Annotated in this window: 16 protein-coding genes; 14 read left to right on the top strand and 2 right to left on the bottom strand. The window is 42.0% G+C overall.

Translation table 11 applies throughout. From position 1 onward, the window contains the following. Positions 1-315 precede the first annotated feature (315 nt). From gvpA to VL20_RS19640, 8 genes are all read left to right on the top strand, one after another. Entirely contained in the window at positions 316-531 is a 216-nt protein-coding gene (gene gvpA, locus VL20_RS19605; RefSeq protein ID WP_002735503.1) for a gas vesicle structural protein GvpA, read from the top strand. A 267-nt stretch (positions 532-798) separates the two neighbouring features. Next, complete coding sequence (gene gvpC / locus VL20_RS19610) at positions 799-1,338, top strand: gas vesicle protein GvpC (protein ID WP_052277529.1); 540 nt, start codon at positions 799-801, stop codon at positions 1,336-1,338. 696 nt (positions 1,339-2,034) lie between these two features. Then, entirely contained in the window at positions 2,035-3,075 is a 1,041-nt protein-coding gene (gene gvpN / locus VL20_RS19615; RefSeq protein WP_052277530.1) for a gas vesicle protein GvpN, read from the top strand. A 29-nt stretch (positions 3,076-3,104) separates the two neighbouring features. After that, positions 3,105-3,515: a gas vesicle protein gene (locus VL20_RS19620; RefSeq protein ID WP_052278520.1), complete on the top strand. Its 411-nt coding sequence runs from the start codon at positions 3,105-3,107 to the stop codon at positions 3,513-3,515. Then, the gene (locus VL20_RS19625; protein ID WP_052277531.1) at positions 3,472-3,780 is read left to right on the top strand and encodes a hypothetical protein; all 309 of its coding nucleotides are present in this window, start codon (positions 3,472-3,474) and stop codon (positions 3,778-3,780) included. The genes VL20_RS19620 and VL20_RS19625 overlap by 44 nt, the downstream gene beginning before the upstream one ends. A 510-nt stretch (positions 3,781-4,290) precedes the next feature. Further along, positions 4,291-4,764 carry a gas vesicle protein K gene (locus VL20_RS19630; protein WP_002758523.1) on the top strand — a complete coding sequence of 158 codons (474 nt, stop codon included), beginning with the start codon at positions 4,291-4,293 and terminating at the stop codon, positions 4,762-4,764. A 15-nt stretch (positions 4,765-4,779) separates the two neighbouring features. Further along, positions 4,780-5,514: a gas vesicle protein GvpF gene (locus VL20_RS19635; RefSeq protein ID WP_002758522.1), complete on the top strand. Its 735-nt coding sequence runs from the start codon at positions 4,780-4,782 to the stop codon at positions 5,512-5,514. 14 nt (positions 5,515-5,528) lie between these two features. Beyond that, positions 5,529-5,789 carry a gas vesicle protein GvpG gene (locus VL20_RS19640; RefSeq protein WP_002758521.1) on the top strand — a complete coding sequence of 87 codons (261 nt, stop codon included), beginning with the start codon at positions 5,529-5,531 and terminating at the stop codon, positions 5,787-5,789. A 123-nt stretch (positions 5,790-5,912) separates the two neighbouring features. On the opposite strand, the gene VL20_RS19645 is transcribed toward VL20_RS19640, so the two are convergent. Continuing rightward, the gene (locus VL20_RS19645) at positions 5,913-6,245 is read right to left on the bottom strand and encodes a gas vesicle protein (RefSeq protein ID WP_002758520.1); all 333 of its coding nucleotides are present in this window, start codon (positions 6,243-6,245) and stop codon (positions 5,913-5,915) included. A gap of 92 nt (positions 6,246-6,337) precedes the next feature. Between VL20_RS19645 and VL20_RS19650 the strand changes: the two genes are divergently transcribed. The 3 genes from VL20_RS19650 (at position 6,338) to VL20_RS19660 (ending at position 10,863) form a co-directional block, all read left to right on the top strand. Then, positions 6,338-7,021, top strand: a complete 684-nt coding sequence (locus tag VL20_RS19650; protein WP_002758519.1) for a GvpL/GvpF family gas vesicle protein — start codon at positions 6,338-6,340, stop codon at positions 7,019-7,021. Positions 7,022-7,033: 12 nt separating this feature from the next. Then, a complete protein-coding gene (locus VL20_RS19655) occupies positions 7,034-8,935 on the top strand; it encodes an ArsA family ATPase (protein WP_081417846.1) in 1,902 nt (633 codons plus the stop codon). An 83-nt stretch (positions 8,936-9,018) separates the two neighbouring features. Beyond that, entirely contained in the window at positions 9,019-10,863 is a 1,845-nt protein-coding gene (locus tag VL20_RS19660) for an AAA family ATPase (protein ID WP_052277533.1), read from the top strand. 285 nt (positions 10,864-11,148) lie between these two features. Here VL20_RS19660 and VL20_RS19665 read toward each other — a convergent pair whose 3' ends face one another. Beyond that, positions 11,149-12,756 (bottom strand): MFS transporter, encoded by a 1,608-nt coding sequence (locus VL20_RS19665; protein WP_052277534.1) that lies wholly within the window; start codon positions 12,754-12,756, stop codon positions 11,149-11,151. Positions 12,757-13,324: 568 nt separating this feature from the next. On the opposite strand from VL20_RS19665, the gene VL20_RS19670 reads away from it, so the two are divergent. The 3 genes from VL20_RS19670 to VL20_RS19685 all read left to right on the top strand — a co-directional run bounded on the left by VL20_RS19670 (position 13,325) and on the right by VL20_RS19685 (position 17,788). Beyond that, positions 13,325-14,428 carry a glycosyltransferase family 4 protein gene (locus VL20_RS19670; RefSeq protein ID WP_052277535.1) on the top strand — a complete coding sequence of 368 codons (1,104 nt, stop codon included), beginning with the start codon at positions 13,325-13,327 and terminating at the stop codon, positions 14,426-14,428. Positions 14,429-14,526: 98 nt separating this feature from the next. Further along, positions 14,527-15,543, top strand: coding sequence for a glutaminase A (glsA, locus tag VL20_RS19675; protein WP_052277536.1), 1,017 nt, complete (start codon positions 14,527-14,529; stop codon positions 15,541-15,543). A 508-nt stretch (positions 15,544-16,051) separates the two neighbouring features. Next, positions 16,052-17,788, top strand: a complete 1,737-nt coding sequence (locus tag VL20_RS19685) for an IS1634 family transposase (protein ID WP_052277538.1) — start codon at positions 16,052-16,054, stop codon at positions 17,786-17,788. Positions 17,789-18,120 lie beyond the last annotated feature (332 nt).

An 18,120-nucleotide genomic window follows, 5' to 3' on the forward strand; every position in this document is an offset into this window, starting at 1 on the left:
TCTTTAATCTCTATTGAGTTCAGTTACCCCTCTCTTGGGGCGCAATAGTCTATGTTAATAGGGTTGGCACGGCAACGGATAGCTAGAACAAAGCTAGACTCAGACAAATTATTTTTGTGACCGTGATTTTGACCCTTGTAGCTAGGTTTACCGCCTATCGCCAGAATGTGAGCCTCTCTATTTTTCGCAATAGCGCAATGGAAGGCCATTCTTTAGGTAGTGAGGCCACGCCCCTTGAGATGAGGTAGCTCCCTATCTCAACTTTGGGATCAGCACTGTACACTCTCTATACAACTAACAAAAAGGTCTATTACCATGGCAGTCGAAAAAACCAACTCTTCCTCTAGCTTAGCTGAAGTTATTGATCGCATCCTTGACAAAGGTATCGTTATTGATGCCTGGGCTCGCGTCTCTTTGGTAGGAATCGAATTATTAGCGATTGAAGCTCGTGTAGTCATCGCTTCGGTTGAAACCTACCTCAAATATGCTGAAGCCGTTGGTCTGACTCAATCTGCGGCGGTTCCTGCTTAAGGATTGCTCACAGATTCTCCTATCTGCTCAGTTAAAACCTTACCAGGTTTTCTAGATTCTCGGCTTTTCTTTAATCCCTATTGAGTTTAGTTACCCCTCTCTTGGGGCGCAATAGTCTATAATTGATAGGGTAGTTCGCTATCTCGACTTTGGGATGATCAGAAAAGTCGGAATCTACTGTCTCTCCCCCCAGTCCCCGTCAAGGTTTTTCTAACGGGTGATTGGGTCTAATCCATTCCATAGTATTTAGTAATTGAGGACAACCCCATGCCTGCTCTCATGGAAAAGTTCCGCCAGGAGCGTTTATCGATTGCTGGAGAAGTAGCTAAACTCTCGCAAGAAGTCCAAGCTTTTTTGTTGGATGTCAAAACTGAAAGACAAAAACAAGCGCAAGAACAGGCAACTGCTTTGCGCCAATCTTTCCAAAAAGTTCAACAAGAAAGCCTTGCGTTTTTAACAGCTACCCAAAAACAGCGTTTAGCTCAGGCGGAAAAGCAAAAAGAGGATTTACGTCAATTTCAAGAACAACGTTTAGCTGAAGCGAAACGGCTAGAGAACGACTTACGTCAACAGCGTCTAGATCGAGCCAAACAGCTGAGAGATGATTTAAGTCAATTCCAAGAACAACGTTTAGCGGCAGCGAAGCAGCTAGAGGACGAATTACGTCAACTTCATCTAGATCGAGCCAAACAGGTGAAAGATGATTTAAGTCAATTCCAAGAACGACGTTTAGCGGAAGCGAAACAGCTAAAAGACGATTTGCGTCAATTTCGTCAAGAGTTGTCTATCTACGTTTTTGGCAAATAAATCTCTAGGTTAATTCCAACCCACTTAAGCCTAGGGCTAGAGTAAAAACCCTCTAGTCCCTTTTCCTGACTAAACTAGAGGACTATCTGAAGGTACAACAATAAGCCTTTGGTTTTAAACCTACCATGCTGATCCTGCTTTTCTAGGTTTCTAGACTTAACGTAGGGGTGGTGAGTTCCTGTAGGGGCGACCCTAGGGTTCTGGTAGATTAAGAAGTGTTATAAAACTTCACTTACTTTATAGTTAATGTTGTCATTAGTAGTCTTTTGTTGACAAAGGAGGTAAGGGAAAAGGACTGCATCTGGGCTTGTCATTGTTCAAGTCTGGAAAAGTAGTCTAGACAAGAATTTTAGCTCCTTAGCCCCTTGACTAATGAATATCCTAAAAATACCTTCAGAATCAAGGTTCTAGAGCTAATTGATGACAGTTCCTACTCTTTTGGGATATTATAGAGGTGGGCCTTAAAAGCCAAAGACGATTAACCCTGCCGTCAAATTCGGGCAACACAAGCGTCCTTGCCTACTCGGTTATGAAGGGAAACCTGAACGGGCAATTGTTAGCTCAAGAATACCCGTCCGCTTTTGGTGAAGCGTCAACCCCATTGACGCGACCATCCTAAAAAGGTGGCGTGGTGAGGAATCACCGTCCGTTTACGGCGGTGAGGATGTCAACAATGGTATTTACTAGATTTCAACTATGACATTTACTGAAACTCAAACAAGAAGATCCGTCCTCTGCCTTCGCCCTGGTCAATTTGTTGTTACGCCTTCGATTGATCAAGTTGCCACTCGCGCCTTACGTTATCTAAACGCTGGTTTTTCCATCCATCTATGTGGTCCAGCAGGAACGGGAAAAACCACCTTGGCAATGCACTTGGCCAATTGTTTAGCCAGACCTGTGATGCTAATCTTTGGCGATGATGACTTTACCAGTTCCGATTTAATTGGTAGCCAGTCTGGTTATACCCATAAAAAACTGATGGATAACTATATCCACAGCGTTCTCAAAGTTGAAGACGAGCTAAAACACAATTGGGTGGATTCTCGGTTAACAATGGCCTGTCGCGAGGGGTTTACCCTAGTTTATGATGAGTTCAATCGTTCTCGGCCTGAGGTCAACAACGTTTTACTCTCTGCCTTGGAAGAAAAAATTCTCACCCTGCCGCCCACTAGCCATCAACCCGATTACCTACAAGTCAATTCTCAATTTCGGGCAATTTTCACCTCCAACCCAGAAGAATACTGTGGGGTTCATGCCACCCAAGATGCTTTAATGGATCGGTTGGTAACTATAAATATGCCTGAACCAGACCAACTGACTCAGACTGAAATTCTGGCTCAAAAAACGGGGATTGGTCGAGAAGATGCTTTATTTATTGTCAACCTCGTCAAAACCTTTCGTGTGAAAACTGCGACTGAAAAAACGTCGGGTTTGCGCTCTTGTTTAATGATTGCTAAAGTCTGCGCCTCTCACGATATTGCGGCCAACTCCGCTGATTCGGACTTCCGTGATATCTGCGCCGATGTTCTTTTGTCCCGCACCAATTTATCTGTTGATAAGTCAAGAGCGATTTTATGGGAAATCCTCGAGGACAATCCGTTAGAATCCTTATCCTTTGTAGAGGAGACGGAGCCTTCCGATGCCCAAGCGTCAACTTCTGAGCCTTCGACAGGAAATCAATCGTTAAAAGCCATTCAATCTTTACTGCGAGGCAACTTGCCCCAGCGAAAAGACTAATTTTATACTCTTATTGAGTGAAACCAACCGTGACTTCTTCCACTTTTGCTGGCTCGCTCAAAAACCAGTCAAGCAACTCCCTAAAAACAGCAACTCAAGGTTCGAGTTTAGCGGATATACTCGAACGAGTTTTAGATAAAGGAATTGTGATTGCCGGCGATATTTCCGTTTCGATTGCCTCCACTGAACTGATCAATATCCGCATTCGTTTGTTAATTGCCTCTGTTGATAAAGCCAGGGAAATGGGAATCAACTGGTGGGAAGGAGACCCCTACCTCCATAGCCAATCCCAAGCTTTACTAGCAGAAAATCGGGAACTTTCACTCCGACTGCAAACCCTAGAAACTGAGCTTGAAACCTTAAAATCCTTAACCCAATTGACTGCAATAGAGAGCCATGATACCAGTCCGAACGATGAAGCACATCCCTCAGATGCGTGAAATTCCTCACTTGAATCCTCAAAGGTTAGGAAATTTACACGAGACGATTGCCCCCCTTGATAAAGCAAGGGAAACGGCGATTAACGGCTTGCCAGGTTATCCCTACCTCCCTAGCCAATGCCAAGCTTTATTCGCAGAAAACCTGGAACTTTCACGGCGACTTCAAGCCTTAAAATCCTTAGCCAAATTAAGTGCAATCGAGAGCCGTGATCCCAGTCCGAACGATCAGTCACATTCTTTATATACATTGAAATTCCTCAATTGAATCCTCAAACGGTAAAGAAGTTTACCGAAAAATTGGGTTTAAAGCCTCGCCCTTTTAGGGCGACTTGATCTGATGTATGATATTAAGAATAGGGATCTGGGTAAGCAACCGCTTAAAAAACCCAGTCATCGCCGGATAAACGCACCTTGAAAACTAGAGTTATGGGGTTCTATAGGGGAATGCTCCTATAGGTAAAAGCTCTCAGCGTCAAGTACCAGAGAAACCAATTATTTTAGAGGTTTTGAACTGTATCGTAGGGTCCCCCGAGAACAGGCTTCTGTAAGGTCGCAAAAGTCTGAGGAGAGAACCACCTCTGGGTTGGATTTCGCCAAGAATCTAATTCAAGTGGACTCGTTAAGCCAGAAATTCTCAGCAGTGATGCTACAAGAATCCACTTCCGTTTACGGCGTGGGGTATGTCAAATCATTATTTTCCCTCAGATAAAATTTCTTGGCCAAGCTCCCCACTAGAGACTCACCGTCAAAAACTGCTCATTTACCAATTCCAACCATGACACTTGCTTGCACACCTTACGATTCTGATAATCAAGCCTTGCTGACCCGTCCAGAAAGTAATAGCCAAGCTGGTTTAGCCCCTTTACTGTTAACTGTCGTGGAACTGGTACGCCAATTGCTCGAAGCCCAAATCATTCGCCGGATGGAAAAAGGGGTTCTCAGTGAGTCTGATTTAGATAGAGCCGCAGAAAGTATCCAAAAATTGCAAGAACAAATTCTCTATTTGTGTGAAATTTTTGAGGTTGAGCCAGAAGAGTTAAATGTCCACCTAGGAGAGTTTGGAACTCTTTTACCGGAAGCAGGGAGTTATTACCCGGGAGAGGAGGGTATTAAGCCTTCTGTGTTAGAATTAGTGGATAGACTCCTCAATACAGGGGTTGTTGTGGAAGGAAATGTTGATCTGGGTTTAGCTCAACTAGATTTAATTCATCTAAAGCTTCGTTTGGTTTTAACTTCTCAGCCGGTTTAATTTGGGAGAATACTGATGACAGTGGGTCTTTATTTATATGGAATATTTCCCGAACCAGTTCCTGACGGACTCGTTTTGCAAGGGATTGATAATGAGCCAGTTCACAGTGAGATGATTGAGGGTTTTAGTTTTCTCTACTCCGCTGCTCATAAAGAGAAGTATTTGGCATCCCGTCGCTATTTAATTTGCCATGAAAAAGTATTAGAAACTGTCATGGAAGCAGGGTTTACAACGTTGTTGCCCCTGCGGTTTGGCTTGGTTATCAAAACCTGGGAATCCGTCACCGAACAACTAATTACTCCCTATAAAACCCAACTGAAAGAATTATTTGCTAAACTGTCAGGACAACGAGAGGTTAGCATTAAGATTTTTTGGGATAATCAGTGGGAATTACAAGCGGCTTTGGAGTCTAATCCGAAGTTAAAGCAAGAACGGGATGCGATGATGGGGAAAAACTTAAATATGGAAGAAATTATTCATATAGGTCAACTCATTGAAGCCACTGTATTGCAACGGAAACAAGACATTATTCAAGTCTTTAGAGACCAATTAAATCATCGCGCCCAAGAGGTGATTGAAAGCGATCCGATGACGGATGACATGATTTACAATGCAGCTTATTTAATTCCCTGGGAGCAAGAGCCGGAATTTAGCCAAAACGTTGAAGCGATCGATCAGCAGTTTGGTGATCGCCTAAGAATTCGCTATAACAATTTAACCGCACCCTATACCTTTGCCCAACTTGTCTAAGGAGAGTATTAGTTATGTTTCTCGATCTTTTATTTCTTCCTGTTACCGGTCCTATTGGGGGTCTGATCTGGATTGGGGAGAAAATTCAAGAGCGTGCAGATATAGAATATGATGAGGCGGAAAATTTGCACAAATTGTTATTATCCTTACAACTATCTTACGATATGGGCAACATTTCTGAGGAGGAGTTTGAAATTCAGGAAGAAGAACTTTTATTAAAAATTCAAACCTTAGAAGAAGAAGAGGCAGAAAACGAATCTGAATCTTCTCTCTAAACTTGCAATCTTTCCCACCACATAGATCATGAACAAAATCACAAATTGTAAGCTTAGTAAGGGCGGATTTGACAAGCTCAAGAACTCGTTGAAGCTTGGTCAGAACTAGCCCTTGGTTAAGCCTTAATATTCTAGGTAAAAAGTTTGGAAATTACTGGAATTATTAGAGGAGTGAGCAACAGTTTTGGGGGAATCAGGTTTTTTAGCTACACTAGGAGGGTTGGCTGTACGCAAATTTTGAATACTTTGTTCTGTAGTCTCAATTTGCTCTGTCACAAACGTGAGACGATTTTTTAATTGCTGAATCTGCCGCTCCATCATTTCTAATTTTTCTTGGATACGTTGTTTTTCAGTAATTAACTTATAAAGCTCAAGTTGGTGATCTGCTTCAGATTGTTTCCGAGGCATGGTGCTAATTTTAGATCTAATTGGTCTGGGTGGACGAGTGGTTGTCATAACAATCCCTGAATAACTTAGAATATTCTAGCATATCAACGCCCCAATATAAAAACTTGTAAAAAATCGTCAATTTTCTTTTGGTAAACCCTATGAAATTGTACAATCTATATACTTACGCTTTTTTGAAAACCCCCATAGAAAGCCTAAAATTACCCGTTGGAATGGCTAACCCATTGTTACTGATAACTGGTGGAGAGCTATCGGCCGTAGTCGAACCCGAAGTTGGTTTAGACACTTTACAAAATGATGATGAACGCTTGATTCAATCGGTTTTATGTCATGATCGAGTCATCTGTGAATTATTTCAACAAACCACTATTTTACCCTTACGTTTTGGCACATCTTTTTTAGAGACAGAAAATTTACTGACTCATCTTTGTTCTCATGGCCAAGAATATCAAGAAAAAATTGAAGAACTTGAGGGAAAAGGAGAATATCTTTTAAAATGTATTCCCCGTAAGCCAGAGGAGCCTGTACTCTCTTCTGAAAGCAAGGGCAGACAATATTTTTTAGCCAAAAAACAGCTTTATGAAGCCCAACAAGATTTTTATACTTTGCAAGGTTCAGAATGGCAAAATCTCGTGAATTTAATCACCCAAAGCTATCCATCAACGAGGATTATTACTGCTCCGGGGACAGAATCACGAATTTATCTTTTAGTTAATCTTCAAGAAGAACCTTTACTAATCGAGCAAGTCTTGCATTGGCAGAAAGCCTGCCCCCGTTGGGAATTACAATTAGGACAAGTTTCTCCCCCCTATCACTTTACTTAACTTGATTTCTCTATGACTAACTTTAACTTGGTAAATAACTCTCTAAGTCGTTATGACACTCGACATTTAGTTATGTTTAGTGGCAAAGGAGGAGTGGGAAAAACCACCCTTTCCTGTGGATTTGCTCGCCGTTGGGCTAAATTATTTCCCGAGGAACAAATCCTGTTAATCTCAACCGATCCTGCTCATTCTTTAGGGGATGTATTGCAAACAGAAGTTAGCGATCAAGCATCACCTGTAAAAGACTTACCCAACTTAAAAGTTAGGGCATTAGATGCGGAAAAATTGCTCTTAGAATTTAAAGAAAAATACGGAAAATTTTTAGAACTTTTAGTAGAACGGGGCAGTTTTGTTGAAGGAGAAGATTTAACTCCTGTTTGGGATTTAGACTGGCCAGGTTTAGATGAAATTATGGGTCTATTAGAAATTCAACGATTACTTATTGACAATGTTGTAGATCGAATTGTTGTTGATATGGCTCCCTCTGGTCATACCTTGAATTTATTGGGGATTAAAGACTTTTTAGAGATTATTTTAAATTCTTTAGAGTTGTTTCAAGAAAAACATCGTGTTATTTCGCAAACTTTTTCAAAAACCTACAATGCCGATGATGTGGATGACTTTTTAGTCAAAACACAAGCAGAATTAACCGAAGGCAAACGAATCCTACAAGATCGGGATTTTACCCTTTGTTTAATTGTGGCAATTGCCGAACCGATGAGTTTATTAGAAACCGAACGATTACTCAATAGTTTGCATCACTTAAATATTCCCTGCGGCAGCTTATTTATTAATCGCATTCTAACGGATCCTAATCAAAATTTAGATCGCTATAGTGAGCAACAGCAACTCCTGGATAAATTCCTAAAAATTCCAGGTCAAGAGACAATTTTCACCCTGCCCCAACAATCAAAAGAACCCCTAGGAGGTGAAGCATTAGATCAGATCATGAGTCAAATTAAAATCATCGAAAAAGTAGAATTTACTCCCCCGCCTCCTATTCAATGGCCGCAAAAAATTCTGCCGAGTTTTAGTGATTTTATTGACGACAAACGCCAACTCATTATCATTGGTGGCAAGGGGGGGGTGGGAAAAACCACCGTTGCTGCGGCTATTGGTTGGGCGTTAGCTAATCGTCATCCCGATCAAAAAATTAGAATTATTTCTATTGATCCAGCGCATTCTTTGGGAGATGCCTTTGGGACAAAGTTAGGACATCAATCCACACAATTAACTGCTAATTTAAGTGGTCAAGAAGTTGATGCTAATATCATTTTAGAAAAATTTCGGGATGATTATTTATGGGAACTGGCAGAAATGATTAGTGGTGAAGGTAGCGAAGAAGGAAACATCAAACTAGCTTATACTCCGGAAGCTTGGCGACAAATTGTAGCTCAATCTCTGCCTGGAATTGATGAAATGTTGTCCCTAGTAAAAGTAATGGAGTTATTAGACCAGAAACAACAAGATTTGATTATTTTAGATACAGCCCCTACCGGTCATCTCCTGCGATTTTTGGAAATGCCAACGGCTTTAGGAGATTGGTTAAGTTGGATTTTTAAGCTTTGGATGAAGTATCAAAATGTCTTAGGGCGTGTAGATTTAATGGGACGATTACGAACCTTAAGACAACAAGTGATGTCTGCCCAGAAAAAACTAAAAGACCCCCAACATACAGAATTTATTGGAGTTTTGCAAGCCCAAGATGCTATCGTTGCCGAACAACTGCGATTGACAGCATCTTTGAAAAAAATGGGAGTCTATCAACGTTATGTCGTGCAGAATCGTTATCATGCTAATGAGGAAATTGATCGGGATTTATTCCCAGATCAAACTTTGATCCGCTTACCCAGTTTACCCCGGTCAGTAGAACCTCTAGCCCGGGTAAAAGGCGCGGCAGATCTGTTATTTTAAAGGTAATTAGTCTGATCAAGTCGGACTTCTTAACCCCATCTATCACCCAGTCCCCATCTTTCACTTGACTCAGGAGAAATTTTATGGCAGAATTATTCAAAGGCTTCGAGCAATTAGTCGAACTGGCTAAAATCTTGGAAGAGAAACTGGAAAAAGGGGAAATTAAAACCGAAATGCAATTTAATTCCCGTCCCTTGAGTAATATTCCCCGTTCTGGCGGTATTCCCCGTTCAGGGGGAGTTTCTCGTCAGAGCAATTCTGCTGGGGATGATTTTGAGGTCAATCGCAATCGCTCATCCCCCACCGATTCAGGGGTTGAAGACACTGTGACACCGCCCGAAGGACCGACCACGTCTTCCCTGAAAGATGTTGGTGGCTTGACGGAAGTGATTAAAGAACTCAAGGAACTAATTGCCATTCCCCTGAAACGCCCTGACTTGTTGGCCAAGTTAGGACTTGAACCCACTCGCGGCGTTCTCTTAGTCGGACCCCCTGGAACCGGTAAAACCCTGACCGCCCGTGCTTTGGCCGAAGAACTCGGTGTTAACTATATTGCCTTAGTCGGACCAGAGGTGATCAGCAAATATTATGGGGAGGCTGAACAAAAACTGCGGGGAATTTTTGAGAAAGCCGGTAAGAATGCGCCTTGTATCGTTTTTATTGACGAAATTGATAGCATGGCACCCGATCGCAGTAAAGTTGAAGGGGAAGTAGAAAAAAGACTGGTGGCCCAATTGCTGGGTTTAATGGATGGCTTTGCCCAAAGCCGAGGGGTGATTGTTCTAGCGGCGACAAACCGTCCCGACCATCTTGACCCTGCCCTCCGTCGCCCTGGACGGTTTGACCGAGAAGTCCTCTTTCGGGTGCCTGACCGCAAAGGCCGTTTAGAAATCCTGCAAATTCTCACCCGTTCCATGCCCCTAGATGAATCAGTTTCCTTAGCTCTGATTGCCGATAATGCGGTGGGATTTGTCGGGTCAGATTTAAAAGCCGTTTGCCAGAAAGCGGCCTATAGTGCTTTGCGGCGCCAGGTTCCTACGATTGACTCGCAAATTCCGGAAACAATGACGGTGGTCCAAGCCGACTTTTTGCAAGCCCTTAAAGAAGTTAAACCGGCGGTATTGCGGTCTGTGGAAGTGGAATCTCCCCATGTGGCTTGGGACAATATTGGCGGACTTGAACAGATTAAACAAACCCTACAGGAGTCCGTGGAAGGGGCATTACTCCATCCGCAATTATATACGCAAACCAAAGCCCAAGCTCCCAAAGGTATTTTACTTTGGGGTCCTCCCGGAACGGGAAAAACCTTATTGGCCAAAGCGGTTGCATCTCAGGCGCGAGCTAATTTTATTAGTATTAATGGACCTGAGCTTTTGAGTAAATGGGTGGGTGCGAGTGAACAGGCGGTGCGTGAGTTGTTTGCCAAAGCTCGTCAGGCAGCCCCTTGTGTGGTTTTTATTGATGAAATTGATACTTTAGCACCAGCAAGAGGTCGTTATAGTGGGGATTCAGGAGTGAGTGACCGGGTTGTGGGACAAATCCTCACGGAGTTAGATGGATTGCAAACGGGGGCAACGATTTTAGTGATTGGAGCCACTAATCGCCCAGATGCGTTAGATCCAGCCTTATTGCGAGCGGGACGGTTGGATTTACAGTTAAAAGTTGATTTACCGAATGCCTCTAGTCGTTTAGCAATTCTCGGGGTTCATAATGATGAACGTCCTTTACAGGATGTGGATTTAGGCTATTGGGCCGAGGCAACCGAAGGCTGGAATGGCGCAGATTTAGCGTTATTATGTAACCAAGCGGCACTGATGGCAATTCGTCGTTATCGCCATCAGGGAATGACTGACCCGGCTGAGATTCGCATTACAACGGCTGATTTTAATCATGCTTACCAACTGTTGGTTGAACAGCGTGCCAATTGATTTTTTTTCCCCCTTGCTTTAGTAGGGGGGAGAATCTCAATTCAGGAAAACCATCCTAAAAAGTAAAATTTTCAAAAATGTCTGCAATCATGGGTCTAATACTAAATCCGGTTATTAAAAACTGATTATTTATTTCCCCTTTTGCATGAGTGCCTGTCCTGATATGTAGCCTATACTCAACGGATTTAGTATAACTTTGTCTTGATAATTTACAAAACGATTGGAACCTGAAGAAGAAAAATTATTACGGGGTTTAACTGACAGTGTTTCTCAAAAAACTGATGTTTACTTTTCCTCTTGTCTTCTTGTTGCTAATTGGTCTAAAATTTCGGCGTGAACTTGGCGAGTAATTGGATAAAAATAGGCAAGAATTAAGCTAATGATCAGAAAAAATGCCGGTAAAGGAGCAATTGCTAGGCGAATTGCTATTAAAGCACTATCTGGCTGCAGGGGAATTGCTTCTCCTGGGATTCTCGGTTTAAAACCCGATGTTTCTAGAGCAATACCGACAAGAAATAACCCCAAAGCTAAACCAATTTTTTGCAAAAGTACCATGAAAGCATAAAAAATACCTTCTCGACGTTTTCCTGTTTCTAATTCGTCTAATTCAATCACATCGGGAACCATTGACCAAGGAATTAAATAGGCCACAGATACGCCAAATCCTGCCAAAACTGCCAAAGCATACATTAAAGTTATTTGTCCGGGTTGGAGCAAAAATAAACCAATTTGGGCAATAATCCAGAATGTCATCCCTAAAAAATAGACTATCTTTTTGTCTAATTTCTGACTAACTGCTTGCCAGAAAAATAACATCACTAAAGCTGTTCCCTGTACTGCCAAAGCGACTAAACCCGATTCTGCTTCCGATAGTCTCATGTAGCTGACGACGTAGTAAACCAAAATCGAGGCGGTTAATTGTACTCCTAACCAAGCACAAAGATAGATGCCAATAACGTATAAAAAGGGACGATTACCAAAAACTATTTTTAATTGTTCTTTCAGGGGAATAGTTTCGGTATTATTATCCGCTTCTCTCTGTTTAATTGCCGCGCTATCCTTGAGATGATTTTCAGTTTTGCCATAGTAAAGGGTTAACCCCGAAACTATCCCTTCTATTCCTAATAAAATTGTGGAAATAGCGATAAAGTCTCTGGGATTCACCCCAATTTTTCCTAGTCCATAGACCAAGGAAAGCGCACCGATAACTATAAAAGCAATTGCCAAAACTTTTTTCTGGGGAGAATTGAGAATCGCTTTTGCTCCTCGTTCTTGTAAAGCTAAAGCGCACAAAATAACTGCTATAATCGACATTAAAGCACAAACTACACCTAACAATAAAAAAGCTTGATGGAGATCGTTGGCATAGGACGATGAGACGATAATATAGAGAATTAATGAGAGAATGCTGCCCCCGATGGAAAAGGCAAAACGAAAACTATTTAAGCGGGTTCTCTCATTATAATCATAAGTTAATTCAGGGGTGAGTGCCTGGTAGGGAAGATTGACTACTGTATAGGTTAAATTAAAGATAATACCAATAAAAATATAATATAAAAATAGCCATAATTGGTTATTAGTCGGGATTAACCACAGTAAAAAATAGCTAATTCCGAAGGGAATCGACCCCAATAACATCCATGGTAAGCGACGACCCCAGATAGTACGAGTTCGATCGCTCCACATGCCAATGATCGGATCGTTAATAGCGTCGAAAATTCTCACCACCATCAGCACACTACCAGCTAATCCTGCCGATAATCCTGCCACATCAGTGAGGAAAAATAGCAGGTAAAATACCGAGATATTGGCAGTGATAGCCGGTCCCAAATCCCCCGCACCATAGGCGATTTTTGTGGTTAAATTGAGTCTTTCAGAAGTCAAATGAGCCATAAAAGCAATTACAGAGATTAAAATAAGCTTAACCGTTCTGGGAGCAGTTGAGGAACTTTAATTTTTTTTGTCTCTAGTAATTCCTGAAAATATCTAGCGTTAAAAGGGAAGATTCCCCGATGACACAAGGGACAAAGAAATAGCTTGATCTTTGGCATCCAGGAAAATTCTGACTATTTCCCCGTCCTTCACTTTTTATCTATCGCCCTGGCAGCATCATCAGCTAAACTGACTAATATCAGTTATTTTAGCTATCAGCATCGGAATTCCCCTTATTCTGGCAGTTAAGTAGGTGGGTGGAATTAAATATAAGATGAACGTAGGTTGGGTTGAAGCATGAAACCCAACTCCCGCATGGGTTACGCTACCGCTAACCCATCCTACAAATAATTGTGCCTCCCTACTTACAAGCGAGAAGATCGCCCAGATTGTTCTTTTTCGGACTGTTAGCGGTTAGGAGCTATTACTGGGGAGACGATCGAAATAGATCAAGAAAGTGTGATAGTACAGATAAGAGATCGGGGAAAATTTTTTCGCCAAACCTAAAACTTTTTGACGCTGACGTTCTATGATGCCTCATATCTTCCTATTTTTAGAGATTTTTTCCCAAGAAGGCGGTATTCAATCCTATATCAAGGATGTCCTGCAAGCTTATCTCACTTTGCCCGATTGCGAGGCGGCCGAGGTTTTTTTACTGCGGGATGCCCCTGATTGTCCTAATCCTTTCAAAAATCAAGGTATTACCTTTCATTACCTGAAAAATAACTCAGCAACTCTCGGACGCATTCAATTAGCCCTTAAGTTTCTAGTTTCTCTCCTCCGGAAACGTCCCCAACGGGTTTTTTGTGGTCATATAAATTTAGCTCCTCTCACCCGTCTTTACTGTCAAGCTTTAGGCATACCCTACACCGTCCTCACCTACGGCAATGAAGTCTGGGAACCTTTACCAAATTCCCAAAAACAAGCCCTGCAAGCGGCCGCATCGATCTGGACAATTAGCCGTTACACTCGCGATCTTATGTGTAAGGCTAACGCTATCGATCCCAAAAAAGTAGCAATTCTCCCCTGTGTGGTGGATGAGGAAAAGTTTAATTTAGGTGAAAAGTCCTTGACATTAATCAAAAAATATGATATGGAAAATGCCAAAGTTTTATTAACAGTGGCCCGGTTGTGGTCGGGGGATATCCATAAAGGGGTAGATGTTACCATTCGGGCCCTGCCGACAATTCTAGAGACTTATCCCGAAGTAAAATATCTAGTCATTGGACGTGGGGACGATCGCCCCAGGTTAGAAGCTTTAACCAAGCAGTTAGGAGTGGATAAACAGGTAATTTTCGCGGGTTTTGTCCCGACGGAGGAATTAGCCGACCATTATCGTTTAGCCGATGCTTACGTTATGCCCTCCCGGGAAGGATTCGGGATTGTTTACCTAGAGGCCATGGCCTGTGGTATTCCCGTGATTTCTGGAGATGAGGACGGTTCAGCAGAACCGCTGCAGGATGGTTTGGTGGGGTGGCGCGTTCCCTATCGAGATGCCGAAAAGGTGGCTCAAGCTTGTTTAGAAATTTTGCCAGGTCAGGATCAACGTTGTCACCCGCAATGGTTGCGTCAACAAACTGTAACTAAATTCGGCAAAAAGACTTTACAGGCAAAATTACGGCAGTTAATCTAATTATAACTTCATTGGGCATCGTCTCCTCAATACCGGCCACTGACTAGCCAAAACCACAACTTTGTCACTCATTATTAAGATAACTGCTATACTCCTCTATGGCTTCCCCAAAAGATTTTATTAGTCCGGTCAATTCTGGTCAAAAGTTGGTCTATCCTTTTCGCAACTATCTTAACTATCTTCACGACAAATACTCTGATTTACAGACGGGTAAGATCGCCGATTATATTCCGGAATTAGCCCTAGCAGCTCCACAATGGTTTGGTATTTCGGTAATTACCACTGACGGTCAGATTTTTGAGGTGGGAGACTGTCGGCAAACCTTTACAGTACAATCGATTTCTAAAGCTTTTGTCTTTGGATTAGCTCTAGAAGATCACGGAAGGGAATACGTTAACAGTAAAGTCGGTGTTGAACCCACGGGGGAAGCTTTTAACTCGATTATTCTCGATGAAAAAACCAATCGTCCCTATAATCCTATGGTTAATGCTGGTGCGATCGCTACTACGGATTTAATCACCGGACAGAATGCCACGGAAAGGCTAAAACGTATTTTGGAAATGTTTAAACGCTATACGGGTAGGGATCACGAGATTAATGTCCCCGTTTTTCTCTCGGAAAAATCCACCGGCAATCGTAATCGGGCCATGGCCTATCTGATGCTAAATTTTGGCATGGTTAGCGATAAAATTGAAGAAACCCTCGACCTTTACTGTCAACAATGCGCCATCCTCGTCCATGCTCACGATTTAGCCCTGATGGCCGCTACCTTGGCTAATGGGGGTGTCAACCCAATCACAGGAATACGGGCGATCGATGAACACTACGTTCAAGATGTGATCAGTGTTATGCTTACCTGTGGAATGTACGACGCTTCGGGAGAATGGGCCTATCGAGTAGGATTACCAGCAAAAAGCGGTGTCGGGGGCGGAATTACGGCAGTAGTCCCCCATCAGTTGGGAATTGGCACTTTTTCGCCCCTTTTAGATGAAAAAGGCAACAGCATCAGAGGAGTGAAAATTTGTCAAGATATTTCAGAGGATTTTGGTTTACATTTATTCAATGTGGCCAAACCAGAACGAGATTTAAAAACATGGCTTGAAGGCAATAGTTGATACCACCCCCTACTTCCCTCTCCCCACTCTGCCATAGCTTTTAAACAGGATTTAGTCTGATAAGTAGGGAGGTACAATTATTTGTAGGATGGGTTAGCGGTAGCGTAACATAATCGGGCGTTGGGTTTCATGCTTCAACCCAACCTACGTTCTTCTTACCCCACAGTTAACTTTACTTTTGTCCTGAAAATCGATAAAACCCCACACCCCACCTGCCCCCAGGAAAAACTTTTTGCCGCAAACCCTACTTAACTGTCCCCAGCAAGAGCGCCTACCGGCCATAGAAAATTAATTTGGCCAGAGGTCTGTGGAAAAAATTTCGTAAACCTCTTGACAAAAGCAGCGGATTGTGTGTAATATCTGAACTTCCCCCATACATATATACCATAATAGCCGAAAACCCTTATCCATCAATGGATGCACCCCCTTAACTTTCCTTAATGTACCCATGTAATTTGTAACATTTCTTAATGGACAAAAATTCTCTCCATTTGCTAGAATGATAGCCATGTATATAGAAAAAGTTCCTAACCGTAATTCTCCCCCCGCTGTTCTTCTTCGGGAGTCCTACCGAGAAGGAGATCAAGTCAAAAAAAGAACCCTGGCCAATCTCTCAAAATTACCCGATGATATTATCGACAATCTGAAACTGGCTCTTAAAGGGGCAACACTGTCCATGAATGAAGGCATTCCCAATCATTTTGAAGTGATTAGAAGTCTTCCTCATGGTCATGTGATGGCTATTTTAGAGACGATTAAAAAATTAGGTTTAGATAAAATAATCAGTGAAAAATCCTCACGAATCAGAAACGTAGTGGTGGCAATGATTGTGGCAAGAATCATCAATCCTAAATCGAAATTAGCCACAGCGAGAGGGTTTAATAGCGAAACTTGCAGTCAGAGTTTAGGACAATTGTTAGACTTAGAGAAAGCCGATGAAGACGAATTATATAACGCCTTAGATTGGTTATTAGAAAAACAAGAGAAAATTGAGAAGCACCTAGCACTTAAACACTTGGAATCAGGAACATTAGTCTTGTATGATGTCACTTCTACTTACCTAGAAGGAGATGGTTGTGAACTGGGAAAATATGGTGATAATCGAGATAAAAAGAAAGGGAAAACTCAGATAGTTTTTGGTCTGCTCTGTTCAGCTAAGGGTTGTCCGATAGCGGTAGAAGTATTTGAAGGAAACACCTCAGACGGTGCTACTTTAAGCGGACAAATTGAGAAAGTCAGAAAGGGTTGGGGGATTGAGAATGTGGTCTGGGTAAGCGATAGAGGAATTTTCACCAACTCGAAAATCAAGGAATTAGTAAAACCCATAGAAGGATTAGACTATATTACTGGTTTAACTAAGCCTCAAATTCGGAAACTGGCTGAGGTAGAAGTGATTCAATTAGGATTATTTGATCAGGTAAACTTGGTGGAATTTGAGAGTGAAGATTATCCCGATGAAAGATTAATTGCTTGTCGTAATCCCTTCATTGCCCAGAAAAATCAACTACAAAGAGAGGCATTATTAGAAGCGGTAGAGAAGGAACTAGATTTGATTGTTCAGGCGACTCAAAGGGAGAAAAGAGCTTTAAAGGGTCAAGATAAGATAGCTTTGAGAGTGGGCAAGATTCTTAATCAGTTTAAAGTCAATAAATACTATAACCTAGAGATAACAGAGGAAGGCTTTTCTTATCAGCGTAAGCTGGAATTAATCGCTCAAGAAACGGCCTTGGATGGTGTGTATGTGTTAAGAACTTCTCTGGAGTCAACCTTGATGGATGCAGCGACGACGGTTAAAGCTTATAAAAGTTTATCTCAAGTGGAGGAGGCATTTCGCTGTTATAAGTCAATTGATTTAAAGGTACGTCCTATCTATCATTATAAGGGTGATAGAGTTAAAGCCCATATCTTTTTATGTATGTTGGCTTATTATGTGGAATGGCATTTAAAACAGTCCTTGGCTCCTTTGTTATTTGAGGATGAAGAAATTGATGATGGTTCTCTGAATGTGATTAAGGCGAGTCGCAGTGAATCCGCTCAATCTAAAGAGAGAAAAAAACGGAATCAAGAGAATTTTCCTGTGCATAGCTTTCGGACTTTGTTGGAAGATCTGGGGACAATTTGCTTGAATACAGTGGAATGTACGATTAGGGAGGGAAGTTATCGTTTTTCTAAGATAACTCGACCGACCCAACTGCAACAAAAAGCGTTAGATTTATTGGGAGTTTCCCTGATTTGTACCCAGTAACGGGGCAGCGGAAATTTTCTTAATCCCTTCTACAGCACAGGTTATGGCTTTTTGTCAACGGGGAAGTCCAGTAATATAAATATCGTGTGAGGAGTATAAGTTCAGTATAAGAAGAACCTTTGGGGTCGAAACACGGCAAGACTCCCAGAGGTTCTTCTTTTTCACTCCCTTATTGGCTCAAAGTCAGCCATAAAATCAGGTTTTCCCCGATCGCTAGTTTTTTCTCAAGTTATCCCTTCTAGGTCTGTTTTTGCTTGCCAAGAGCAACAGGTCAAAATTTTTGCCGAAGAAACTGCACAAGAGCAGTGTAATTGCTCGTAAAATTGGGAATT

Origin of the sequence: Microcystis panniformis FACHB-1757, assembly GCF_001264245.1 — a bacterium.
GTDB classification, from domain to species: Bacteria; Cyanobacteriota; Cyanobacteriia; order Cyanobacteriales; family Microcystaceae; genus Microcystis; species Microcystis panniformis.